The sequence below is a fragment of the Methylobacterium adhaesivum genome, assembly GCF_022179065.1.
GTDB lineage: Bacteria > Pseudomonadota > Alphaproteobacteria > Rhizobiales > Beijerinckiaceae > Methylobacterium > Methylobacterium adhaesivum.
This window is the reverse complement of sequence record NZ_BPQD01000003.1, coordinates 497,038-519,699: the sequence shown is the minus strand read 5'-3', so window position 1 is coordinate 519,699 and position 22,662 is coordinate 497,038. Positions and strand designations below refer to the sequence as shown.

The window sequence follows — 22,662 nt, the reverse complement described above, 5'->3', positions numbered from 1 at the left end:
ACTTTTCAGGAGGCAGGCCACGAGCAGCTCAACAGTAGCCTGACCATCACGGAGAACCCCGTGGAGGTCGGCGCCGCCGTGACGGATCACGCCTACATCAACCCCAAGCGCATCACGATGGAGGCCATCTCCGGATCGCGCGCAGGGATGGTAGGGGCATCGGCCGCCTATGCCGCCCTGGTCCGCCTCCAGGAAACGCTCGAGCCTTTCGACATCGTGGCCGGCTTCAGCCTGTTCCGGAACATGCTGATCGAGGACATCACGGTGGACCGGCTCAAGGGGCGTGGCCGCATCTGCTACTTCACGGCCGAGCTGGTCGAGGTGATCCTGGTCGATACGGCGTCGGCCGGCGCCGGCGCTGGGGGCCTCGGAGGCTTGGGCGGCTTCGGTGGGGCCCTGGGCGGCATCATAGGTGGCGTCCTCGGCGGTGCCGTCAGTTCCGTGTTCGGGCGCGGCATGCTGCAGTCCGGCCTTACCGCTGGTCGCCTTGCCGCCAGCGTGGTCGATCGCGGGGCGCCGACGCTCTTTCTCGGGAACACTGCCACCCAGGCGGTGACGAACGTGGGGCTGTCGGCCTTCCGCGGAGCGCTCTGATGCGAGAGTTCATCATCTCGGACGCGCCCGATCAGGAGTTCACGACGATCATTACCGGCCTGCGCTGCGCATTCCGGTTCCGCTACAACCCAACGTCGGACCGTTGGTCGTTCGATCTACGCATCGGCGACGAGCCTCGCCTGGCCGGCCGGCGCATCGTGCTGGAGACGGATCTTCTCGGCCCGTTCCGGCTGGGCATCGGCGCCATCGTCGCTCTCGACGTCGAGGGGCGCGGCAACGTCCCGGACCGCCGGACGCTTCCGGCGCGCAAGGTGCGCCTCTACCACCTCGAACCCGAGGAAGTCGCCGAGGTGAGGGCCCTTCCATGACGCAGTACCTTCGCCGCGTTATCGCGACCTTCAAGGGCGACAGTGGCTCGTACCGGGTCACGGACCTCAAGATCTCTTTCGAAGTGTCGAAGACCATCACCGGCACGCCGAACGCAGCCGAGATTTCCATCTGGAATATGGCCGGCGGTAACCGGTCCCGGATCGGCAAGGAGTTTGATCGGGTCACCCTGCAGGCCGGCTACGAGAAGGCCGGCAATATCGGCATCATCTTCGATGGGCACGTCCGCGAGGTCACCCACTCCCGCGACGACACCGACATCGTCACCAAAATCGAATGCGGCGACGGCGACAAGGCCAAACGCAAGGGCGTGATCGCCAAGACCTTCCCGGCCAAAACGAAGCCGAAGGACATGGTCAAGGAGATCCTGAAGAACATGCCCGACGTGGCGCAGGGCGAGTGGAAGGGCCTGGACGACCTTCCCGAGTACAAGCGCCCGGTGACGATGTGCGGCCCGTGCTGGCGCGAGCTCGACAAGATCGGGCGCTCGCACAAGCTATTCTGGTCCGTGCAGGACGGAGCGCTGGAGATCATCCCGAAAGATGGCAACCTCCAAGACGAGGTCCTCATCTCGAAAGCGACGGGCATGGTCGGCGTGCCGAGCGTCACCGACGCCGGCATCAAGGTGACGACCCTGCTGAACCCGCAGCTTCGATGCAATCGGCTGGTGAAGGTCGAGAGCCAGATCCTCGAGCTGAACGGTAAGGGCCAGCGCTACCGCATCTCCGGCCTCTCGTTCAGCGGCGACAATCGCGACGGCGACTTCCACGCCGTCGTTCAGGGCGAGACCGTAAAGGGCGCGTCCGAAGGGACGAAGAAGGGGGGCAAGTGATGGCAGGCCTTCTCGAAACCCGGGCCGTCCGAGGCAATTACGCGGATGCCGCGAGCGCCGACACGGAATCCGAGCGGATCGACATGTGGACGTCGATGCCGGGCAGGATCGTGAAGTTCGACCCCGAGAACCAGACCGCCACGGTGAAGGTGCTCTACAAGCCGAAGCTTGCCGGCAAGGCGACGGAGATCCCGGACCTCCTGGGGGTCCCGGTCATGTTCCCCCGCGGCGGCGGCGCAGCCCTGACGTGGCCGGTGAAGGAGGGCGACGGCGTCCAGCTCTCGTTCCAGAGTCGGAACATGGACGCTTGGTACGAAAAGGGGGAGGCGGCCGAGGCGGATACGGCCCGGATGCACGATCTGTCCGATGCGGTGGCCCATCTCGGCATGGAGCCGAGCACCAAGAAGCTCGCCAACTTCAACAACGAGCACACCCAGCTGCGCTCCGAGGACGGCAAGAACGCCTTCACCTTCGATCAGAAGAACGGCAAGTTCAAAATGACTGGGGCAGGGGGCAAGTACGACCTCTTCACCATCGTCGAGTCGATGCTCGACTTCCTCGCCAAGGACAAGCTCAACGGCGCCGGCACGGGCCCCCAGGGCGGCCTTGAGTACCAGCAGCAGTTCGCTGAGCTGAAGTCCCACCTCGGCCAGATCAAGCTCTAAGGCACCCCGGCATGGCGGCGTTCTTCGGCCTCGCGCTCGACGCGACCACGCACGACCTGTTTCTGGCGCCCGACGGCAACCTCGCCACGGTCACGGACAACGAGGCCATCGCTCAGCACGCCAAGCAGCGGCTGCTGTCCTACCGCGGCGAGTGGTTCCTGGACACGGAGGCCGGCGTGCCGTGGTTCCAGGAGATCTTCGTGCGCCCGCACAACCCCGCGATCATCGACGCGCTCATCAAGCGCGAGATCCTCGACACGCCCGGCGTCGCCAGCCTCGACAGCTTCGATCTCGAGATTGACGAGCGCCGCCGCTCCATCTCGGTCCTCGAAGCCGTCGGCCGATCCATCCTCGACGAATCCCTGGAGGTCACCCTTTGACCTACGGCGTCACCCCCATCGGCTTCGCGCGCAAGGAGCTCTCGGTCATCCTGGCCGAGATCGAAGAGCGCGCGATCATGATCTTCGGCGCCGAGGTCATCCAGTCCTCGCAGTCGCCCATGGGGCAGCTCAACGGCCTTATGGCGAACCTCATCGCCGGGACGTGGGAGCTGGGCGAGGACGTCTACTCGTCCCTCGACGCCGACCAGTCCGAAGGAAACAACCTCGACCGGATCGCGAAGCTGCGCCTCCTGGCACGATCGCCGGACGAAGGCGACCTGGATCTCCGCCGCGCGATCACGAATCTCGACCGGGCGAACATCGACATCCAGGATCTCGCGCGCGCGGTCCGGTCTGTCCCGGGCGTCACCTACGGCTATCCGTTCGTGAACGAGAAGGACGCGGTCGACGCGCGCGGCCTGCCGGCGAACAGCGTCTCCGTGGCCGTCGTGGGCGGTGATGACGCCGAGGTGGCGGCTACGATCCGGCGCTATGTCGTCCCTGGCATCTCGACCTCGGGCAGCCATGTCGTTGAGACGTCCGTCGACGGCCTGTGCCGCACGATCCGGTTCACCCGGCCGACGGTTGTGCCGCTCACCCTGAAGGTGACGATCCGGTCTATCGAAAGCCCGTGCGCCTGCCAGCCGCCGAACGTCCTGGCGATCCGCGACACGATCGCGGCCGGGCTGGCGACGTGCCCGCTCATCAACGGCGAGGACCTGACCAAGCACCGGATCGCGGTGGCGCTCAGCGCCATGCCCAACGTCGAGCTCGTCGCCGCCGAGGCGATGCGGCCCGGCGGGGCGTTTTCGCCGCTGCCGTTCGGGCTGACCTTCGGAGAGCTCGGGCAGGTGAGCATCGACAGCAACAACGTGGCCTACGCCACATGACGGCGTGCCGGGCCGCTGGGGATCTCGTCGAGGCGGAAGTCGACCGGATCAGGACGCAATACCGGGAGTCCCCGAACCTCCTCGCCTACTTCCGGCACGTGCTGGGGCAGATCGCCGAGGCGCAGACCGCCCTCTGCCGCATCCCCGCTGCCTTCGATCTCGACACGGCCGTAGGCGACCAACTGACCATCCTGGGCAAAGACCTCGGGTTCCCCCGGCGCCACTGCCAGGGCCAGTTCCGGCCGGTGTTCGGTTTCGGCGCCAACGGCTTTACCGGCATCACGCCGTCGGTCGGTCCCTACTTCGGCTTCCCGTGCAATGACGAGGCGCCCGAAGCCCGGGTGACCGGCTTCTGCGGCGGCAGCTTCTGTGCCGACGGCGGCGAGCCGGAGTTCGGGTTCGGGTGCTCCACCGACATTCCCCGCGACCTGCCCGTATCCGGCTTCTGCGAAGAAGGCACGTGGTTCGGTTGCACGGACAGCGAGATCGCTCCCTGCGACCTCGGCTGCGAGAGCATCATTCCGGTGGAGGGCTATTGCGAGGACGGGTCCTGGCTCGACTGCGACGGCCCCCGTTTCGACGATTACACCTTCACCGACGACGAGCTGTATCGGCGCTACCTGAAGGTCCGCCGCTACCAGATCCTCGGCCTCTACGACCTCGACTCCCTGAACGCCGCCCTGCGCGGCATCTGGGGCGCCTCGGCCTTCGTTGCCACGATGGACCGCGGCCAGATCACCCTGGCCTCAGGCCGCATCCTCTCCAACGTCGAGAAGCAGATCCTCCCCATCACGGTGAAGGTCCTGCCGATCGCCCCTGGCATCCGCCGCCTCGTCCACGTCGACCCCGGCCGCCCCTTCGGCTTCGGCGAAGGCTGGGGCGGACTCTGCGACAGCGTCTGGCACAACCCCCAATCGGTGATCGACTGACATGCGTGAACGCTTCCTCTTCTCATGGGCGGACGGCAAGGACAGCGCCGGCCAGGACCTCCGGCGTGTGCCGACCAACGCCGAGATCGCGGCGGGCTACCCCTGCGGCCCTGCCGACAAGCCGCTGCACAACGAGGTCACTGCGCGTGGCCTCATGGCGGCGAACGAGCTGGGATACCTCGTGGAGGTCAACGACCTCGCTTTCGACGAGGACGACCAGACCCAGGTCTATCAGGCGGTCATCCGGACCCACCTCATCCCCGAGGACATGACCCTCTACGTGCCGGCACAGTACCCGACGATCCACGCGGCGCGGCAGTACCTGCTGCGCTACCGGATCGCCGGCGACGCCAATGTCCGGATCCAGCTCGGCGCCGGTGACTTCCCCATCGACATTTCGACGGGGCCACTTTTCCTCGACCATCCCGATGGCGGCCGCATCGAGATCGTCGGTCAGCCGCTCACCGGCACGGGGTTCCCGACGCCGACCGAGGTGGATCTGCCGAACCGGACCACCGTCGAGCAGCTCATCCGCCAGCGCTTCCCCAGCCGTATCGTCATCACGGGCGCGGTGCCCGGGTTCTTCCTGCTCTCCGGCACGATCAAGCGCATCAAGGACCTCGCCTTTATCGGCGACGGCACCTCATCCCAGGACGGCATTCGCATCGGCGAGTGGGTGGGCCAGATCGGGTCGGGCAACATCAAGCTCGAGAACGTCTGGGCGCACAACATCGGCGGCAACGGCATGCGGTCGAACTACAACGCCGCCATCGCCGGCCAGAACCTCGGAGCGACCTACTGCGGGGGCGCCGGCTTCCTCGCTGCCAACCTCAGCGGCATCCAAGTCGGCGGCGCGTTCATCTCCGTCCGCAACGTCGGCGCCGGCATCGCCGTTCGCGACACCAGCTTCATCGAAGGGGTGGTCGGGGCCGAGTGCTACTTCAACCGCAACTCGATCGGCATCGTCGCTCAGGACATGGGCAACGCAAAGTTCCGCGATGCGACCCGACTGGAGATCAAGAATAACGCCTCCTTCGGCGTCCTGAACTCGTGGGCCTCCCTGCTGTCGGTCCCGCTGTTCGTCACCGGTGGCGGCAACGGTGGCGTCGACATCCAGTCTGACGTCGGTTCGACGGCGACGATCCCTAGTGGGACGTCCCTGACCATGAGCCCGGCCGCCAACACCATCGGCAACAACAACTCCTACAACCGGGTGGCCTGACATGACGCAGATCAACAAGGTGTTCGTGTCGGCCGAGGACACCGTTCTTGCGGTCCACCCCTACGATCAGGCCGTGGCCGACGATGCCTATGGTGCTGGGGTCACCGTTGCCTTCTTCGACGCGACAGAGATGCCGTCTCCGGTCGAAGACACATTCGACGAGGAGGGTCGGCGCATGGGCGGCGTCCCGCGCCGGCTCGATAAGGGGTGGGCCAAGAAGCACGTGCCGCCGCTGCCCGATAGCGTCACCAGCACCCAGGGCAAGCTCGCCCTCATCGCGGCCGGGCTCTACGAAGGCGTGCTCGGCGCCATCCAGGACGTTCCGGATCCGACCGAGAGGCTGATCGCGCAGACGAAGTTCGACGCCGCCCGCTGGTATCGAACGGACCCGCTGTTCAGCGAGATCGCCGGCGCTATCGGTATTCCCGCCAAGCAGTTCGACGGCCTCTGGCGCGACGCGATGGCCCGGTGATGGCTGGGCTGGATCCCTTTCAGGCATGGACGAACGCCGACTGGTTGGAGACGATCCCGGTCATCGGCCTCGCACCTGAGTACCAAGTCGCAAAACTGCGCGCCCGCATGGAGGTGCGGCGCGAAGCCAGTGCGACCACGGCCATCCTCTCGGCATCGACCTTCACCGGCGAGTTGCGTTTCGTCACCGACGACGAGGGCCTGCACCTCGCGATCGGCATATCTGCCGCCCGGATGGCCCAGGTGCAGCCTGCGGACCATGTGCGCGACGTCCTCATCCTCTACGGCGGCTCGGTCATCCATTCCGGCTTCGGAGCCGTGGTGATCAGCCAAGGCGTGACGCGGATCTAATCAGCATGGCGATCGACTTCTCGACGCGCGGCCCTCCCGGCGCCGACGGCAACAGCTTGCTATGGTTCCTGCGGGATCCGAACGCGGCAGACGGGCGCTTCGGCGACACCGCCATCAACCTCAACACCACCCTGCTGTTCGCCAAGGACGAAAGCGGGATCTGGCAGCCGCAGTTCGAGCTGCGCGGTAAGCGCGGGCCGAACGGCCTGCCCGGCCCCCAAGGCTTCGGCTTTCTCGCCGGCACGCTGGCTCCCACCTCGGCGGCCGGCCGCGATGGCGACTTCTATCTGCGTGACACCGACGCCGGTCCCTTGCTCTACGGCCCCAAGACCTCGGGCGCATGGGGCAACCCGGAACCGCTGATCGGCCTCGTGATGGGTCTGGGCCCGCCGCAGCCGACCACGGGGTTCGACGGGCAGGTCTACCTTGATCGGCAGAACGCTGTCTTCTACGGGCAGAAGGTCAACGGCGCTTGGCCGGCACCGACCCCGCTCGTCGGGCTGCTGGTCGGCAGCGGGGCGCCGTCCCCGAGCCAGGGCTACGACGGCCAGACCTACCTCGACACGGTCGCGGCCCACTTCTACGGCCCGAAATCGAACGGTCAGTGGCCGACGACCAAGACGCCGCTCGTCACTGTCATCACCGGCACCGTCGCGCCAGGCGCGGGCGTTGGGATCGACGGCCAGACCTACATCGATACCGCCAACCAGGTGATCTACGGCCCGAAGGCCGGGGGCGTCTGGCCAGCGGGGGTATCTTTCGCGGGCGCCGTCGCCAACTGGACCGGCGCCGCCTACGCGGCCGGCACGACCTACGCCAAGAATGCTGGCGTCTCCTACAACGGCTCGAGCTACGTCAGCCTGCAGAACGCGAACACGGGCCACCAGCCCGACACGTCGCCGACCTGGTGGCAGCTCGTCGCTCAGAAGGGCGACACGGGCTCCGTCTCCGGTGACCCTCAGTACGCCGCGACCGTGACGGGTGCCCAGCGCGCCCTCCGCACCGCCCGCTTCATCAACGCCTCGACCTTCCCCTGAGAGAATCAAATGGCACTTGATCCAAACCACGTCGGGTCATACCGGCCGTTTTCGCCTGCGCGGATCTTGCCGGTTCACGCGACCCGGCCGGTGTTCGTGTTCTCGTCGGCGGATGTTGGGACAGGCCCTCCAGCGACAGTCGGCGGCTCTCGGCTGTTCGGCCTGTCCGCCGCGCAGTTTCAGAGCACCCCGGCCGCTCTCTCCATCCGCCTGTTCGCCGCTCGTCGCCTCACGAAGGTGTCCGACATGGGCACGGCGTCGATCACCACGAACACGATCACCCGGACGACGGGCAACTTCATCACCGATGGCTGGCTCGTGGGCGACAGCGTCGGGCTGCGCAACACCGCGAACGTGGCCGCCGTCGACAACGCTCAGATCACCGCCGTGTCGGCCACGACCCTCACCTTCGCGGCCAATACCTTCACCGCTGAGACGCCGCCGGCCAACGCCGAGTTCTGGCGCCTGCATCTTCTCAGCACCTCAACCCTGGCCTCCGGCGCGGGCTCGACCGCCGGCACCGCCGCGCTCGACCTCTTCACCGACGCCAAGCCGTTCATGGATGCCACGCCGAACCGTGCCCTCGCGGTCGGTCCCGGCTCCGGGTACTTCGCCGCGCTTCTGTCGGCAGTTTCGTCTGGGGGCTACGTCGATATCACCCCGTTGGCCGGGGATTACTGATGGCCTACGGGGCGATGGGGCCGCAGCCGCACCAAATCGGCAATCAGGCGTATTTTCGGAGCGGCGCCGTTGGGGCAAAGCTTATCGCGCGCATTCCTCTGTTCGCGGGTACAACGAACGGCGTCGTCCCCGATGGGGCAAACTGGCTTTCCTCCCGTGCAGTTGGTGCGGGCGGGGGCGCCAATCCAAGCGGCAACCCGAGCGGGAGCGGCGGCGCCTTTGCCCGTGAGGATCGCAGCTGCACGCCTGGACAGGCTTACACCGCCGTCGTTGGCGCAGGAGTAAACGCAGGCAACGGGGGCAATAGCACGCTTACGCTCGCCGGCATCCTGATCCTCTTGGCCGAGGGCGGCAAAACGGGTCAAACGCCCGGCCTAGCCGCGAACTGTGTGGGCACAATCAAGGCTTCTGGGGGAGCGGGTAATTTCGGCGGCAACGGCGCGGCAGGGACAAACGGCGGTAGCGGCGGCAGCGGCCCACCCGGCGGGGCTGGGGGTGGGTCCGCTGGCGAACGCAACGTAGCAGATGCGCTAATGCTCGGCGGGCTCGGAGCTGATTGCCGGAACGGTCGCGGTGGCTTCCCTGGAGGCGGCGCACAGTTTTTCTATTCGAACAGCGGCGGCGATACATCTACTGCGGCAGGCGGCGACGGCCTTATGTTTCTGGAGTTTTGGACCGCAAAGCCTTGATCGTTTTAGGAAATTCCTAAATCGTAGAATATGTCTGCGGACCAATTAAACGACGCTGGCTTTTCACGAGCTTGATTGAAATAGGAAGACAACTTTTCGACAATTGAAGCGCCTGTAACCCTGTCGTCTCCGATAAAATATTCGTCCGTTCGACGCAAATGCACGGAACCGCCATCGCCGATTTTCCCCTCGAAAACTAGCCTTGGAACCCGGTTGACGTACTCCGCTCCATGCTCGTCCGACGGTAAGTCGGAAGCGAGCATCGCCGGAATCAGAGGAATGCAGTGAGCCCTCAACTCGCTTAGCCGCAGTGCGTCGTATCTCTCGCGCGCGGCGGCATTGAACCGATCCTTCAGGCGCCGGGCTGGGACCCCGCCATACACGCCGAAGGCAGGGCAGACGCCAGACACGACGGCGCCTGCAGCGACTACCGATCCCGTGCCAACTTCGGCGCCTCCGAGGACCCGCACGCCGGACGACAAAACCACGTTGTCGCCGAACCGAACCGGGCGGCTGTTCGAGGAAAACGTCAGCTTGTCCTCTTCGCTCAGGAATAGGGCGTAGGCGCCGCCGAAGCTGCCGATCGTAATGTTGCACGGCGTGTCGTTGCGGTGATTGCCGCCCACGATGATCCGCGCGTCCACGTCGGCCTCACAGAACGCGCCGCACGTGAACACCTCGTCGGTGTCGTCGGGCAGGTTCAAGACCCGCAGGTTGCCGACGAGGCCGCTCGAAAATCGGCCAAAGCGCAGTCGGTGCTCAGGCCCGATCCGAACGTCCACCGCGTAAGGCCGGTAGATCTCGCCGAAGTAGCGCGATCCCTCAGGCACTTTGATCTCGTAGATCAGCTTCGGGTCGATCCGCACCGCCACCCGGCACTCCATAGCCGCCAACCCGCATCGCCTACCGCATCACGGGCGCTCGCGCGACCGCAAGGCCGGATCAGCATGACCGACTACCGCCTCATCACCCTCTCCACCCTCACGCCCCTGGAGCCCACCGGCCCGCTTCCGGACTGGCTCGTGGCCGCCAACCCGTCCGAGGATCAGATCGCCGGCCTCGGCTGGTCCGGGCGCACGGGGCAGGGCTACTTCCGCATCGCCATCGCCGACGATCCCCCGTTTGATCCCGACACCCACCGCCTCTCCGATCCCGTCGAGGGCAAGCCCGACCCCAAGACCAAGACCATCCCGGCGGTTCGGGAGGTGGTGGCGCTGACGGCGGACGAGATCGCGGCGCGCAATCCGATCCCCGACAACCCCACGCTCGGTGACTGGCGCGTGGCCTTGGTGCTCTGGGGCCGCCTTGCCGAGGTGCTGGCCCGGATCAAGGCCCTAGTGGACGCGGGCAACCCGCTCGGCGTCGTGGCCCAGGAGCGTGTCGAGTACAGCAATAACGTCTTGCGCGCACAGCTTCTCCAGCTGAAGGACGTGTTCGGCTTCACCGAGGCCGACGTGGACGAAAGCCTGTGGCGCGCCGACCGGGTGTCGAAGGGCGACCTGTCGGGCGTATGGCCGCTTGAGGGGTAGGGGGACAGACACAGGGTGTCGGTGGGGTACCATCGGTTGACCCTGTCCCGCTTAACGTGGTGCATACGAGGTGCCCCTTCGCCCTACATGCGAGCCATCCGTGAAGCTCTCACACAATGCGTTCTATAACTTTGATTTGGGACCGACCGCTGAACGGCTTGTTGGGGAACTATTTTTTCCCTACGAAGTCGAGATCCATATCGGCACCTCAATATTCATCTTTGGTCGTTTCTCAATTGGTCTGATCGGGCGGCTTAGCATTCTCTCGGAGCCTCCCAGCACTCCAACTGTGCTGTTCCGCGCAGGGGCTTTCACCGAAGCGCACGCGTCAAGCAGAATCATCATCGGCGGCGAACACGGGGTGTCGAGCGTCCTGCACAACTCGTTCGGGGTATACGGGAAGCTCTTCACGCACCTCTTCCCCGATGATGAGAAGCGCTGTGTCCGAATGGAGGCTAAGGGCGTCATCTTAAGGGATGGCGTGATCCTTTCAGCGGATTCCACTGTCATTGATGGGGTTACTATCGGCGATGGAACAGTTCTTGCGGCGGGCGCCGTCGCGGTTGGCGACTGCGGAGCATACAGCATCTACGGTGGTGTGCCTGCGAAACAGATCAAACGGCGATTGACGCCGGAGCAAATTACAGTTGTTGAAGGCTTCGATCTTGCCAGGGTTCGCAGCCACTGCCTAACGGCCACGCCCTCAATATTGCGGCGACTTGAGCAGGGTCAGCTTCAGATCGCCGAAGCGCGCGGGATGGTCGAGCACATGACGGATGTGCCACGCATCATCATGGCCGGCACGAAGGGTAGCAACAACGAGATCATTCTGGGCGAGATCCAGGCCTTCCAGGTGGGCGATCGGAACATCACCGACGAGGCGCAGATCAAAACGCTGCGCGACTACTTCGCTCAGGCCAAGGCAGGGCGTTCCAGCATTAAATGGTCCCCTGACGTGTTCCACGCAATCGGGGCGTCCTAAATCACGGCAGCCTCCGGCAGGGGCTTCCGTTCCCCGCAACGTGAGCCCTCGCGACGGAAGCGACTGCATGAACGCCACCGCCGTCATCGACACAGCCGACATTCTCCTGGCCCAGCCCATCGCGGTCCGGCCCGGCGAATCCATCGACTTCTCCGGTACGGCCCTGTCCGTTGACTTCGCCCCGATCCGGGGCGGCTCGGTGGTCATGTCGGCCTCGACGGCGGACGGGACGCTGGCGTTCGTTGGTGGGGATGCGCCGTACTTCCGGATTGATCTGCCAGTGGCGGGCCGCGTGTGGCGCGTCGAGCGGCCGACGGCGGTGCGCGGGGACATCCTGCGCCGGCCGGATCCCTCGAACCCGGGGCAAGTCGAGTGGCTCGGCCGCACCGAGCTTCTGGTTCTGCCGGGCTCGTCGTCGGCCGCCATCGCGCTCGCAGCGCAATCGCCCGTCCTTCTCGACGCCCAGCCTTACGATGAACGGATCGTTACGACGCCGATGCTCATCGGTCCGCAGGGGCCGCCGGCCTACCCCGCCTTCGATCCCCTTACCGACGAAGGCAAGGCGCTGCGCATCGTGGGTGGTGTTCCGACGTGGGCGTTCTGAGGGAGGGTATAGGCGGGCAACTTACGGAACATCCACTTGGATCCTGTGCCCCTTAGGGCTGATAGCCCGATCCGAAGGAAAGCGCGCCAAACCAGAAAGCGGCGACGAGCGCCGGTCGGTCCGTGATCGTCATCCATTCGCGCAGCACCGGTTACCAGATCTTCCCAGGCAACCTGATGCAAATCTACCGGTATGGAAGGGGTGTTTCCTATGCCGGCTCAACACTTCTGCGCGAGGCGTACCATGCCAACGCCGCTCGCCATCGCGAACGGCATCCAGGCGGCGGCAGTGCCATACGGCTTGCTTCAGCCCGCGCTGGTCGCACAGGGGGCGGTCCGGTGAACGCTCCTGTCCCCCAACACCCCGGAGACCCATCATGGACCTGTGTGTGTGGGTGGTGTGACGACATGGGCGTTCTAGATACCCACCACCCAGAAGGGCGCCGCGTCTTCAGGCTTCGTACGGAAAGTTCGGCAGCGGCATCCAGTGGGTGATCCTGAGGCCCTTTGCCTTTCCGTCTAAGTGCCACGATGCACTGTCAGGCACAGGCGACGCAGGCATGAATCCCCTGTGCCGTTTGCTCCATGCACAGACCCTAATCCAAGAGCTGCTATCACTCTGGATGAACCCAAGGAATTTACGATCCCGCGGTGCAGTCGAGATCGGCTGCCAATTGGCCCTAAGCTGTTCTTCGCTCTCCATGGCTGCACTTAGAGCTGCCATTCGCGCGTTCTGACGCGCAGATTGACCGGGCCCCTACCTTTAGCCGCCCTAAGACACGACCATGACGAAGCCGAGCGACGCGAACGTGCCGCCGTCGTCATCCAGAACCCGATCCGAGCGACGGCACGCCAGACCAGCGGCGTGTGACGGACGCCTGTCGGCGCAAATTCGTCGTTCATAGGCCGCCCCACCGATTGCCGGATCATCCCGGATGAAATGGGATAATTCGACCAACATGAATAGGGTTGCCTTCCCAGAGCCGCCGTTACAGCCCTGCGCGAGGCGCACCATGCCGACGCCGCTCGCCTTTCCACCGCAGGGCCGCCCCGGCGCCAACGCCCATGGCTTCGGCTCCATCGACTACAGCGACCTCGACGCGGTCACGTCCGACGGCGGGGGTACGCCCATCACGCTCGCCGCAGGCCAGTGGGTGCGGATCGTCCGCAACCTCGCGCCCTCGGCGGCCAACCTCAACCCGCTCTCGGGCCCGTGGGCGGGCTTCGTGCATTGGTCGGATGGCCTCCTGCGCGCCCGCGCGCCCGGCGATCTCTACGCCTACAAGTTCTCCTACCGGATCGTCCCGGCCCTGCGCGGCTCGGCCCTGCGGATCGCGGTGCGGCCCGCCGGCAATCCAGAATTCGATTTCGGCCCCCAGGCCCTCGTGCTAGCCGCCGAGGCCGGCGACGAGGAGCGCGGCTCCGTGAGCTTCATCAACCAGACCCGCCGCCGCTTCGCTCTGTCCGGCGCCGAGATCTACATGCTCTCGACCTCCGGCGGGACGCTGCTCGAGTTCTCTCCCGAGATCACGCCCCAGGGGTACGCCTGATGCGGGTCGGCTTCGACGATCGGGCCGGCGTCATCGTCATCGTCGGGGGCGGGGTGTTCCCGCCGCTCACCCTAAGTGCGCATCTGCGCGACGACGGACAAATCCGCGTTCACTCCCTGGCGGCGCAAAGCGAGTTGCTGTGCCCGTGGGAGGCCCTGGCGACGCTCGACGGGGAGACGTTCCCGACGCCGGATGCGGCGATGGCGTATCTCGAGGGGGTGTTCGCCACGCGCCCGCCGGCCGAGGCGGTCACCGCGGTGGCTGGCGCCGATCTCCCGGCCGGTCTGCCGGCCTGCATCTCACGCCTCGACGGGACACTGATTCCGGCCCGCGCCGACACCTACACGCAGGCCTTCGTCGTCGGGCTCGTTCGCGCGCCGGTGGAAGCAGGCTTCGTCGGCTCGGCCTGCTTCGCGCCCTTCACCCTGAGCGACTGGACGCCGATCGCCGGCACGCCGTCGCTCACCACCGGTCTGCCGTACTTCCTCGGGGCCGCCGGCGGAATCGCGGCCTACCCCGACCTCACCGCCAGCCGCTGCCTTGTGCGCATCGGCAACGCCACCGGCCCGCAAACCCTGGCGCCCGTCCAGGCCGATCCGATCCAGCTCTGAAGGGAGACACCCCATGGCGATCCGCAAGCCCCTCGTCCTCGGTGATGACGGCCTCCCGCAGGTCCTGCAGTCGCCCGACACCATCTCCGTCCCGACCAACGCGCCGTCGCTGCGCACGACGACGAACGGGGAGAGCGCGACCACGCTGCCGTTCGGGACGCCCGTCTACGCCGCGACCGGCACGACGGTGAAGCGCGGCCAAGCCAATGCCAAAGCCACGGCGAAGGTCGTCGGGCTCGTCTTCGACGCCTCCATCGCCGCGGGCGCCGCGGGCAGCGTCGCGCAGTCAGGGATCCTCACCGGCACCACGGCGCAGTGGGACGCGGTGGCCGGCACCACCGGCGGCCTCGCCGTCGGCGCCTATTACTTCCTCGACGCGGCCAACCCGGGCAAGCTCACCGCCACCCCGCCGACCACGGCCGGACAGGTCAACGTCTGCATCGGCTCGGCCCTGTCCAGCACCGAGCTCGAGGTCGACGTCGAGCTTCCGATCCTGCTGTAGGCCCGGCCATGCCCGCACGCACGCCGCTCGTCGTCGGATCGGATGGGCTGCCGCAACAGCTTCAGGCCGCCGACACCCTCGCCACGGGCCTGCGCTACCAGACCTTCACGGGCACGGTGTCGGGCGGGCAGGGCGTGGCGCAGGTCACGTTCAGCCCGGCGTTCAAGGCGACGCCTCTGGCCTTCGTCATCGAGAGCTGGGCCGGCGCGCAGATGGTGTGCGGCGCAGTCACGGCGACCACGGCCGCCGGCTGCACGGTCCAGGGGATGGTGTCGCAAGGGACGCTGATCCTGAACGCCGCGCCGTTCACGACGGCGCCGAACGGGACGGTGGTGACCGTCGTCGCGATCGGGGCGTGAGGGCGAAGCCCGTCAGTCCACCTTCTGCGCCACCGGCGTCGGCGACCGCAGGAAGATCATGATGCCACCGGCCACGGACAGGCCGAGTGCGATGACGACGAGCAGGAAGAACCAACGAGGCATGGGGCCGGATAGCACACCCAGCGTGCCCGAGCCCTGCGAAACTTTCGCGCCCTGATGGGCTGACGATCCCGCGCCGGCCGGGCAACGCCGCGCATCCCAATCCCCCGGAGATAGACCATGGCCGCTGCCAATTTCGAGCGGGCGCTTCCGCTCGTCCTCAAGCACGAGGGTGGGTACGTCGACCACCCGAAGGACCCGGGCGGCGCGACGAACCTCGGTGTCACCATCGGCACGCTGTCGTCCTGGTTGGGCCGCCCGGCGAGCAAGGCCGATGTGGCGGCCCTTACGCGAGCGACTGTGGCGCCGATCTACCGGGCCAACTACTGGAATGCGATCCGGGCCGACGAGTTGCCGGCCGGGCTCGACTACTGCGTCTTCGACTTCGCGGTGAACTCCGGGCCCAAGCGCGCCGCCATGGCGCTCCAGCGCGCCGTGGGCGTGGCTGATGATGGCGTGATCGGCTCCATCACCCTCGCCAACATCGCCAACCGCCCGGTGGACGCCACCATCGAGCGGGTCATGGCCGACCGCATGACCTTCCTGCGGCGCCTCTCGACGTGGCCGACCTTCGGCAAGGGCTGGACGGCGCGCTGTGACGGCGTGCTGCGAGAGGCCCTGGCGATGGCCACCGCCGCGCCGCTTCCTGTGCCGCCCGTCACGGCGAAGCCCATCGGCCCGCTCGTCACCCCTGCGCCCCGCAAGAGCGGCGTGCTGCCGCCGGCTCAGGTGCTCCCGCCGCCGACCGTCGTCGCCCAACCCAACTTGCTGGCCCGCATCCTTGGCCGGCTCCGCACCAAATACCCGTTCGAGGGCTGATCCCATGGCTGGCGGCATCTTAGGGGGCATCATCGGCGCCGTGCTCCCCGGCGTTCTTCCGTCCATCACGGACACAGCGAAGATCCTCGTGGATCGGCTGGTGCCGGACCCGGCGGCGCGCGCCCAGGCGCAGAAGGAGCTCGAGGAAGTGATCTCGGCCCGCGAAGCGGCCGTGATGCAGGCGATCTCCGAACAGAACGCGGCTCAGAACGCCGTGAACCTCGCGGAGGCGCAGGGCAACGACCGCTTCTCGTCGCGCTGGCGGCCGGCGGCGGCCTGGGTGTGCGTGGCCGGCTTCGCCTATCAGTTCGTGTTCGCCCCGATCATGACGTGGGCCGCTGCGATCATCGGCACGGCGGCGGGCATCGCCTTTCCCGTGCCGCCGACGCTCTCTACCGGCGACCTGATGCCAGTGTTGCTCGGCTTGCTCGGCCTCGGCGCCCAGCGGTCCTACGAGCGCGTCAACGGCGTGCCTGGGGCGATTCCTGGCGGGCCGCAGACGCCGGGGCGGCGCTGATGCCCTGGCGCTCGGATCCCTCCGTCGCCCGAAGGCCCTTGCTGCCCATGCACCCGGCCGGGCCGTACAGCACCTATCGACTGTTCGAGTGGTGCATGGCGACCATGATGGTGCTGATCGCCTTCACCCTCGCGCTGCCAGGCGACACGATGGAGCGGGCCGCCCTGAAGCCCATTGCCGAGATGGGCTTCAGCGAAGCCAACATGGCGATGGTGTTCGGATCGGTCGGCGCGATCCGCGTCTGTGCCCTCTTCATGAACGGCTTCATCAACAACGCCAGGGTGGGGCCGAAGGGCGCCTACGCCAGGGCTTTCGGCGCGGCGGTGGGCTGCCTCATCATGGGCCAGTTCTCCATGGCCCTGGTCTGGGACGCCTTCACCGTGGCCTACGCTCCGAGCTTCGTCATTCCGGTCTTTGGCACCCTGGCCGCGTTCGAATGCCTCTCCGTCTACATTGCCGTCCTTGACGGCGTCGCGCGCAAGACACGCCTCTCACAGGCCATCGCGCAGCTTGAGAAGGTCGCTGGCTGATGGGGTGGCTGGAATTTCTCAAGGACACAATCGCCCGCCAAGAGACGCTTCAGATCTTCGTCGGCGGGTGCACCATGCTCATCATCGGATGGATGGTGACGCGAGCCAAGGGGGATCGGGATCATCTGCCGGCGCCTGCGGCGGCGACCCTGGCCGACGTGCCCCCGCCCTTCATGCAGGGGCCGCGCGAAACCCTCGACCTGATGCGGGAGATGCGCGACATCGCTCGCCGCTCCGCAGAGGACGGCGCCCATGTCCGCGAGTACGTCTGGGGCATCCTCGAAGAGGCCCGCCGGCAGACGAAGCTCCTGAGCGATATCGAGCGGGAACAGGCCATCGAGAACCGCGCGCACGGGCGGGACGCATGACCTGCCCGCCGACCGAGCCGCAGGATCTCTGCACGGTATACGCGCTACTGCTCGGCCTTGTGTGCCTGATCATCGGAGGGGTGGTGCGGCGGTAGACCGGAACCGCCCGGCCGCTTGGCCGTTCACCCACCATATTCCCCCCGAGGAATCCACCTTCACCCGCCCGGAGCAATCCGAGCGGGTTTTTCGTTTGCTTGCCTAGCATCTTGCACAAAATCAGCCTGGGGATGGTGGCTTCTCCCAGCCCGCACCCGGGAAAGTAGGCCATTGGCCCACTAAGTCATTGACGAGGGTCGGTCATTGGCCTACCTATCACTAATCCCGGCGATTGCCCTGGCTCAAGTCGGGATTGGTGCAGTCCGACCGTGAGAATTTCCAGATGCCGCAAGCAGCCAAGGCCATCCTGTTTAAAGCAGAGGCCCACCCGATTCGGATACTCGCGGCACGCTCGTTCACGAGAGCAGCATCCGCAATATTCTCGCAAGAAGAATTAACCGGATTTGCCAATTTCATAGGCGCGAATCCAGCCTATGGAAAAGTGATCCCTGGAACCTCAGGGCTGCGCAAGGCACGTTGGAAAGCAAAGGGATCTGGCAAAAGAGGCGGAGCTCGGGTGATTTATTTCTTCCGGGATTTGAATATGCCGATCCTACTCTTGGCAGTCTATGCCAAGAACGAGAGAGCCAACCTCTGCAAGAAGCAACTCGACGAAATCGAGAGCAAGATTGAAGGAATAATTGAAGATTATCTCAGCGATCTTGCTCCAGACGACGTCGCCTAACAATAATAACAAGACCCCAGGAGAACCAACATGAGCAGCGGCCAGAAAATCATTGACGGACTAAACGACGTAATTGCCTGGAAACAAGGTGATGCTGCGGCTGCCTCCTTTCATGAATGGCAGGCGCCGACTAGTGTTGATGTTCGTTCTATCAGGAACAAGATGCAAATGACACAAAAGCAGTTCGCAGCGCGTTTTGGCTTCAAGCTCGAAACCTTGCGCAACTGGGAACAGGATAAGCGGGTGCCCGAAACTTCGGCGCGCGTGCTTTTGACCTTGATAGATAGAGACCCAGAGGCAGTTAAAAAGGCTCTAGCTATCGGCTGACGCCTGCATCCTTGCAAGCGTATGGCAAACCAGTCTGACGATACGAGAAAGCCCAGGCTGCAACCTGGGCTTCCCGTAGACCCGCGCACCGGTAGGATGCTGTGCGGGACGCGCTTTGCTTCGCCCGTCCAAGATCGGACAATTGCGAGGGCTCGTCAAGCAGCATCCCCTCACCGAAAAGAAGGGGCCGCTACGGCCAGATGGCACCATGTCAATGGAAATGATCTACTTTCTTATGTGCATTGCGATCATAGTTGGATCTATGTGCGCGTGCTTTTACTTCGCCAAAAAGGACGCTGCTGGGTACGCATTCTGCGCGTTCATCATAGCAGCGCTAACTTTCAGTTCGGCGATTAATATAATCAACTTACACAGAGCAGACCTAAGGGTCAGTCAACTCGACAGCCCTTCCAAATAGCTACTGATTCGCTTAACTCATGCCCGGCCGCCACACAGCGCGCCGGGCTTTTTGCGTCCTACACCCCCGCCGCCCGCATCAACCGTCGCCGCACCTCGGCGGCCTTTTCTTCGCCCGTCCGCACGACGCTATCCGTCCAGACCACCAAGACGATGAGGCGCAGGGCGATCTCGTCCACGCCCAGCCCGGCCGCGAACGGAAGCATGCGGCCCACAACGATGTCGATCTCGCCCATCACCGCCCGAACAGCCAGATCGGCACGGCGCCCGTCGGCCGGCCCGGCGTATCGCGGTAATGTGCCGTATCGCCGAACTCGATGCGGTTGGCCGTGAGCGCGGACAGCTTGTCGCCCGGTATGACGACCCCACCGCAGAAGTCGACGCGGATCAGCCCGACCTGCGGGTGAACGCCAAACAGCTGCAGCGTCGTCCAGCCCAGCGCTGCAGCCTCCTCCGCGTTCCGGTCGAGGAAGTCGATGCAAACCTCGTGGGTGGTGCCCCAGGTCGCCATAGTGAAGCCTGGGCACGGAACTACGCTCGGCCGAAGGTCGAGGAAGCCCTGGCGCCAGAGTTTCGGGTCGGCGGGAATGACGGCTGGTGCGGCTGGCATGGGATCCGGCGTGTGGTGGCCGGACGGGATAGGCGCGCACGGGGCAGGGGGCTAGGGCTCGGGTGTCACAGGTGCCGCGCTCCCTACCAGCGCTCCCGATAGGGATTGTCGCGGGCGGGGTGGTGAGGCGGTAGGCTGGCACGACCTATGCAAAGTCTATCGCTTCTCCCTATCCAAGCCTCTCCTGGACTTGGAACACTTTAACCCGCCCGGCTCCGGCCGTGGCGGGTTTTTCGTTTCAGTTTACCTCAACCTGCCGCGATATCGTCTGGCCCGTCGGGGAGCGGCATTCCGCGCCGCTGACGCTCGGCTATGATCTCGGATGCAAGACGCCCAAGAAATTGTCCAAGATCATCGAACGCGTCGGCGATTGCGATCGGAAGGTCTCCTTTCTGGATCATTTCATCTACCGCATCGCTAAGAGGCGACATCAATACATTCTTCCAATGCGGAACAAGTGGGGTCGCAATGCGGACCATTCCGGCGACAAAAATTTGCTGCGGCACAACTTCAGGTGCCTCGTCTTTTTCAAATTGCATGGCGCGTCTCCAAAAAATTTGCGCCATACAACTAATTATCAATTTCCATGCCATCACAAATAGATATCACCGATATTCACACACCATCAATCTTATATTTATCTAATTTTTAACTTGGGAGCGCCCCAACAATTGAGTTGTAGGCCACTCGGCACACAGCGCGGTGCGCGAACTCCACCAAGCGCCGACCTACCCACCTTGCAGGCTTTCCGCAAAATCTTCCGGCACCTCGCCGAACTGCCCCAAGATCGTCGCGGCCTCGAGCTCGCCCGTCTCGTCATCCGCAACGACCTTCAGCGCAGCCGTGCCCGGCATCCGGCCGGCCATGGCCTCGGCCTTCTTCAGCGCACCACTTTCGGTCGGCGACACCTCGCGATCGCCCGGCACCAGCCGCTTCCGCTTGATCACGAACGTCTGCACCAGAAACGTCGATTTCATCGCCATCGAACCACACTCCATGCACAGGCGCCGAAGGGCGCCGTCCCCGTTATCAACAAGCGGCATCTGCGAGCTTGACCGTGGAACCGAACGCGCGCTTGTTCTCTTTTCGTTCTAACACGAATGGAGCACGCGGTGGGCCTTTTTCGGGTCTCGGAATTGGTTCGGGAGGGCGACAACCTCGTCCGCATCCCCATCATGGGGCAGGCGCTCTGCGCCGGCTTCCCGTCGCCGGCCGACGACTTCCTCGAGGGCGCCCTGGAGCTGCCGCGGTGGCTTGCTCCGAACCCGCCCGCGACCTTCGCCTGGAACATCTCGGGCGATTCCATGCGGGCGGCCGGGATCTTCGACCGCGATCTCGCAGTGGTCGATCGCAGCCTGAAAGCCGGAAACGGCAGTGTGGTGGTGGCCGCGATCGACGGCGAGATGTCGGTGAAGCGCCTGCGCATCGAGGGCAGCGTCGCGCGCCTCGCTTTCGAGAACCCGGATCTTCCGACCTTCGCCGTTCAGGAGGCGGCCGAAGGCGAGATCTGGGGCGTGGTGCGGTTCTCGATCCGCTGGCACATCGCCCGCGCCGGCCTGGTCCGATGAGCCGAGCCATCGCCCTCATCGACGGCAACAGCTTCTATTGCTCGTGCGAGCGGGTGTTCGACCCGAAGCTCGCCCGCGTGCCGGTGATCGTGCTGAGCAATAACGATGGCTGCGCCATCGCCCGCACCGCCGAGGCCAAGGCCCTCGGGATCAAGATGGGTGACCCGTTCTTCAAGATCCGCGAGCAATGCCGGCGCGACGGCGTTCGGGTGTTTTCCTCGAACTATACCCTCTACGGCGACATGAGCTCGCGCGCGAACGCCGTCTACCGGGACTTCTCCCCACGGGTGGAGATCTACTCCATCGACGAATCATTTCTCGACCTGTCTGACGTCCACCCGGATCTGCGCATCGAGCTGGCCCGCGATCTGCGCGCCACGGTGCGGGCCTGGACCGGCATCCCGACCTGCGTCGGCATCGGCCCGACGAAGACGCTCGCCAAGCTCGCCAACCACATCGCCAAGACCCAACCGGCCTTGGACGGGGTGTGCGACCTGACCGACCCCGTGGCCTACGACCACTGGCTCTGCCGGATCACGGCGTCCGAGGTCTGGGGCATCGGGCGCGCCTCGGCGGCGAAGATCGAGGCCATGGGCGTCGACACGGTGGCGGACCTGCGCGACCTCGATCCCCGGCCGGTGCGCAAGGCCATGACGGTGGTGGGCGAGCGCATCATCCACGAACTGCGTGGGCTCTCGTGCCTGCCCCTCGAGCTGGTGCCGGCCCAGCGCAAGGGCTGCGCCGTCACCCGTTCGTTCTCCCGGCGGGTGGAGGACCGCGGCACGCTGGAGCAGGCCGTGGCAGCGCATGCGACGCGCCTGGGCGAGAAGCTCCGGCGCGAGGGGCTCGGCACCGACCAGCTCACGGTCTTCTACCATACCTCGACCCACGACCGCGGTGACCCGATGCGTTCGGTCTCCACCACGGTGACGCTGCCCGAGGCGACAAACGATTCGCTTGTGCTGATCCAGGCGGCGCAGCTCGGCGTTGCCCGGACCTGGCGCGAGGCGCCGGGGGACCGGCCGTGGCGGTACAGCAAGGCTGGGGTCATCACTACGGACCTGATGCCCCTCAATTACAGCCCGAGGGCCCTCATTGGTGGGCTCAACCGAGAGCGAAGCGGCCCGCTCATGGCGGCGATGGACGCGTGCAACAGCCGGTTCGGCCGGGGATCGGTGGTACCGGCGCGCGCAGGGCTCACCGAGAAGCGGACGTGGTCGACGAAGTTCGAGATGCGCTCGCCCCGATACACGACGCAGGTGACCGAGCTGCCGACGGCGCACGCTTGAGAAGTGGCTCTCGTCGACGGGTAGCCTGTTCACCATCTCCACGCCCCAGATGGATCGACACGGGAACGGGAGTTGAAGTGTGCCGAGGTGA

32 protein-coding genes are annotated in these 22,662 nt (G+C 65.5%); 27 read left to right on the top strand and 5 right to left on the bottom strand.

The features are described from left to right. The 12 genes from MFF01_RS06285 to MFF01_RS06230 form a co-directional block, all read left to right on the top strand. On the top strand, positions 1-594 hold a 594-nt coding region (locus tag MFF01_RS06285), incomplete at its 5' end, for a phage baseplate protein (RefSeq protein WP_238223042.1). Next, entirely contained in the window at positions 594-923 is a 330-nt protein-coding gene (locus MFF01_RS06280) for a phage baseplate plug family protein (protein WP_238223039.1), read from the top strand. The genes MFF01_RS06285 and MFF01_RS06280, both read left to right, overlap by 1 nt. Next, the gene (locus MFF01_RS06275) at positions 920-1,774 is read left to right on the top strand and encodes a phage protein (RefSeq protein WP_238223037.1); all 855 of its coding nucleotides are present in this window, start codon (positions 920-922) and stop codon (positions 1,772-1,774) included. Before MFF01_RS06280 ends, MFF01_RS06275 begins: the two co-directional genes overlap by 4 nt. Continuing rightward, positions 1,774-2,439 (top strand): Gp138 family membrane-puncturing spike protein, encoded by a 666-nt coding sequence (locus MFF01_RS06270; protein ID WP_238223035.1) that lies wholly within the window; start codon positions 1,774-1,776, stop codon positions 2,437-2,439. The genes MFF01_RS06275 and MFF01_RS06270 overlap by 1 nt, the downstream gene beginning before the upstream one ends. An 11-nt stretch (positions 2,440-2,450) precedes the next feature. Further along, positions 2,451-2,819, top strand: coding sequence for a contractile injection system sheath initiator (locus tag MFF01_RS06265; protein WP_238223033.1), 369 nt, complete (start codon positions 2,451-2,453; stop codon positions 2,817-2,819). Beyond that, the gene (locus MFF01_RS06260) at positions 2,816-3,709 is read left to right on the top strand and encodes a hypothetical protein (RefSeq protein WP_238223031.1); all 894 of its coding nucleotides are present in this window, start codon (positions 2,816-2,818) and stop codon (positions 3,707-3,709) included. Before MFF01_RS06265 ends, MFF01_RS06260 begins: the two co-directional genes overlap by 4 nt. Next, entirely contained in the window at positions 3,706-4,638 is a 933-nt protein-coding gene (locus MFF01_RS06255) for a baseplate wedge 1 family protein (protein ID WP_238223029.1), read from the top strand. Before MFF01_RS06260 ends, MFF01_RS06255 begins: the two co-directional genes overlap by 4 nt. Position 4,639: 1 nt before the next feature. Further along, positions 4,640-5,860 carry a hypothetical protein gene (locus tag MFF01_RS06250; RefSeq protein WP_238223027.1) on the top strand — a complete coding sequence of 407 codons (1,221 nt, stop codon included), beginning with the start codon at positions 4,640-4,642 and terminating at the stop codon, positions 5,858-5,860. Between the two features lies 1 nt (position 5,861). Further along, positions 5,862-6,332: a hypothetical protein gene (locus MFF01_RS06245; protein WP_238223026.1), complete on the top strand. Its 471-nt coding sequence runs from the start codon at positions 5,862-5,864 to the stop codon at positions 6,330-6,332. Continuing rightward, entirely contained in the window at positions 6,332-6,682 is a 351-nt protein-coding gene (locus MFF01_RS06240) for a hypothetical protein (protein ID WP_238223024.1), read from the top strand. The genes MFF01_RS06245 and MFF01_RS06240 overlap by 1 nt, the downstream gene beginning before the upstream one ends. A gap of 5 nt (positions 6,683-6,687) precedes the next feature. Continuing rightward, positions 6,688-7,719 carry a hypothetical protein gene (locus MFF01_RS06235; protein WP_238223022.1) on the top strand — a complete coding sequence of 344 codons (1,032 nt, stop codon included), beginning with the start codon at positions 6,688-6,690 and terminating at the stop codon, positions 7,717-7,719. Between the two features lie 66 nt (positions 7,720-7,785). Then, the gene (locus MFF01_RS06230; RefSeq protein ID WP_238223021.1) at positions 7,786-8,400 is read left to right on the top strand and encodes a hypothetical protein; all 615 of its coding nucleotides are present in this window, start codon (positions 7,786-7,788) and stop codon (positions 8,398-8,400) included. A gap of 694 nt (positions 8,401-9,094) precedes the next feature. Here MFF01_RS06230 and MFF01_RS06225 read toward each other — a convergent pair. Next, positions 9,095-9,961 (bottom strand): LbetaH domain-containing protein, encoded by an 867-nt coding sequence (locus MFF01_RS06225; RefSeq protein WP_238223020.1) that lies wholly within the window; start codon positions 9,959-9,961, stop codon positions 9,095-9,097. Positions 9,962-10,036: 75 nt separating this feature from the next. Here MFF01_RS06225 and MFF01_RS06220 point away from each other — a divergent pair, with 75 nt between their 5' ends. From MFF01_RS06220 to MFF01_RS06160, 13 genes are all read left to right on the top strand, one after another. Further along, complete coding sequence (locus tag MFF01_RS06220; RefSeq protein ID WP_238223019.1) at positions 10,037-10,618, top strand: hypothetical protein; 582 nt, start codon at positions 10,037-10,039, stop codon at positions 10,616-10,618. 100 nt (positions 10,619-10,718) lie between these two features. Beyond that, positions 10,719-11,600, top strand: coding sequence for an LbetaH domain-containing protein (locus MFF01_RS06215; protein ID WP_238223018.1), 882 nt, complete (start codon positions 10,719-10,721; stop codon positions 11,598-11,600). A 67-nt stretch (positions 11,601-11,667) separates the two neighbouring features. Next, positions 11,668-12,204 carry a hypothetical protein gene (locus MFF01_RS06210; protein WP_238223017.1) on the top strand — a complete coding sequence of 179 codons (537 nt, stop codon included), beginning with the start codon at positions 11,668-11,670 and terminating at the stop codon, positions 12,202-12,204. A gap of 1,012 nt (positions 12,205-13,216) precedes the next feature. Beyond that, entirely contained in the window at positions 13,217-13,753 is a 537-nt protein-coding gene (locus tag MFF01_RS06205; RefSeq protein ID WP_238223015.1) for a hypothetical protein, read from the top strand. After that, positions 13,753-14,364 carry a hypothetical protein gene (locus MFF01_RS06200; protein WP_238223013.1) on the top strand — a complete coding sequence of 204 codons (612 nt, stop codon included), beginning with the start codon at positions 13,753-13,755 and terminating at the stop codon, positions 14,362-14,364. The genes MFF01_RS06205 and MFF01_RS06200 overlap by 1 nt, the downstream gene beginning before the upstream one ends. A 13-nt stretch (positions 14,365-14,377) precedes the next feature. Continuing rightward, positions 14,378-14,866: a hypothetical protein gene (locus MFF01_RS06195; RefSeq protein ID WP_238223011.1), complete on the top strand. Its 489-nt coding sequence runs from the start codon at positions 14,378-14,380 to the stop codon at positions 14,864-14,866. An 8-nt stretch (positions 14,867-14,874) separates the two neighbouring features. Next, the gene (locus tag MFF01_RS06190; protein WP_238223009.1) at positions 14,875-15,225 is read left to right on the top strand and encodes a hypothetical protein; all 351 of its coding nucleotides are present in this window, start codon (positions 14,875-14,877) and stop codon (positions 15,223-15,225) included. Positions 15,226-15,465: 240 nt separating this feature from the next. Next, positions 15,466-16,164 carry a glycoside hydrolase family 108 protein gene (locus tag MFF01_RS06185; protein ID WP_238223007.1) on the top strand — a complete coding sequence of 233 codons (699 nt, stop codon included), beginning with the start codon at positions 15,466-15,468 and terminating at the stop codon, positions 16,162-16,164. Between the two features lie 4 nt (positions 16,165-16,168). Beyond that, complete coding sequence (locus MFF01_RS06180) at positions 16,169-16,681, top strand: 3TM-type holin (protein WP_238223005.1); 513 nt, start codon at positions 16,169-16,171, stop codon at positions 16,679-16,681. 47 nt (positions 16,682-16,728) lie between these two features. Then, on the top strand, positions 16,729-17,211 hold the full coding sequence (locus MFF01_RS06175) for a hypothetical protein (RefSeq protein WP_238223111.1): 483 nt from the start codon (positions 16,729-16,731) through the stop codon (positions 17,209-17,211). Further along, positions 17,211-17,579 carry a hypothetical protein gene (locus tag MFF01_RS06170; protein ID WP_238223003.1) on the top strand — a complete coding sequence of 123 codons (369 nt, stop codon included), beginning with the start codon at positions 17,211-17,213 and terminating at the stop codon, positions 17,577-17,579. The genes MFF01_RS06175 and MFF01_RS06170 overlap by 1 nt, the downstream gene beginning before the upstream one ends. Positions 17,580-17,958: 379 nt before the next feature. Then, positions 17,959-18,360 carry a type II toxin-antitoxin system RelE/ParE family toxin gene (locus MFF01_RS06165; RefSeq protein WP_238223001.1) on the top strand — a complete coding sequence of 134 codons (402 nt, stop codon included), beginning with the start codon at positions 17,959-17,961 and terminating at the stop codon, positions 18,358-18,360. A gap of 30 nt (positions 18,361-18,390) precedes the next feature. Continuing rightward, entirely contained in the window at positions 18,391-18,687 is a 297-nt protein-coding gene (locus MFF01_RS06160) for a helix-turn-helix domain-containing protein (protein WP_238222999.1), read from the top strand. A 476-nt stretch (positions 18,688-19,163) separates the two neighbouring features. On the opposite strand, the gene MFF01_RS06155 is transcribed toward MFF01_RS06160, so the two are convergent. The 4 genes from MFF01_RS06155 to MFF01_RS06140 form a co-directional block, all read right to left on the bottom strand. Continuing rightward, the gene (locus MFF01_RS06155; RefSeq protein WP_238222998.1) at positions 19,164-19,340 is read right to left on the bottom strand and encodes a hypothetical protein; all 177 of its coding nucleotides are present in this window, start codon (positions 19,338-19,340) and stop codon (positions 19,164-19,166) included. Continuing rightward, complete coding sequence (locus tag MFF01_RS06150) at positions 19,340-19,714, bottom strand: hypothetical protein (protein ID WP_238222997.1); 375 nt, start codon at positions 19,712-19,714, stop codon at positions 19,340-19,342. The genes MFF01_RS06155 and MFF01_RS06150 overlap by 1 nt, the downstream gene beginning before the upstream one ends. A gap of 248 nt (positions 19,715-19,962) precedes the next feature. Beyond that, positions 19,963-20,253: a hypothetical protein gene (locus tag MFF01_RS06145; RefSeq protein WP_238222996.1), complete on the bottom strand. Its 291-nt coding sequence runs from the start codon at positions 20,251-20,253 to the stop codon at positions 19,963-19,965. A gap of 189 nt (positions 20,254-20,442) precedes the next feature. After that, positions 20,443-20,697 carry a hypothetical protein gene (locus MFF01_RS06140; protein ID WP_238222995.1) on the bottom strand — a complete coding sequence of 85 codons (255 nt, stop codon included), beginning with the start codon at positions 20,695-20,697 and terminating at the stop codon, positions 20,443-20,445. Positions 20,698-20,826: 129 nt separating this feature from the next. Here MFF01_RS06140 and MFF01_RS06135 point away from each other — a divergent pair, with 129 nt between their 5' ends. Continuing rightward, complete coding sequence (locus MFF01_RS06135; protein ID WP_238222994.1) at positions 20,827-21,282, top strand: LexA family protein; 456 nt, start codon at positions 20,827-20,829, stop codon at positions 21,280-21,282. Next, positions 21,279-22,571, top strand: coding sequence for a Y-family DNA polymerase (locus tag MFF01_RS06130; RefSeq protein WP_238222993.1), 1,293 nt, complete (start codon positions 21,279-21,281; stop codon positions 22,569-22,571). Before MFF01_RS06135 ends, MFF01_RS06130 begins: the two co-directional genes overlap by 4 nt. Positions 22,572-22,662 lie beyond the last annotated feature (91 nt).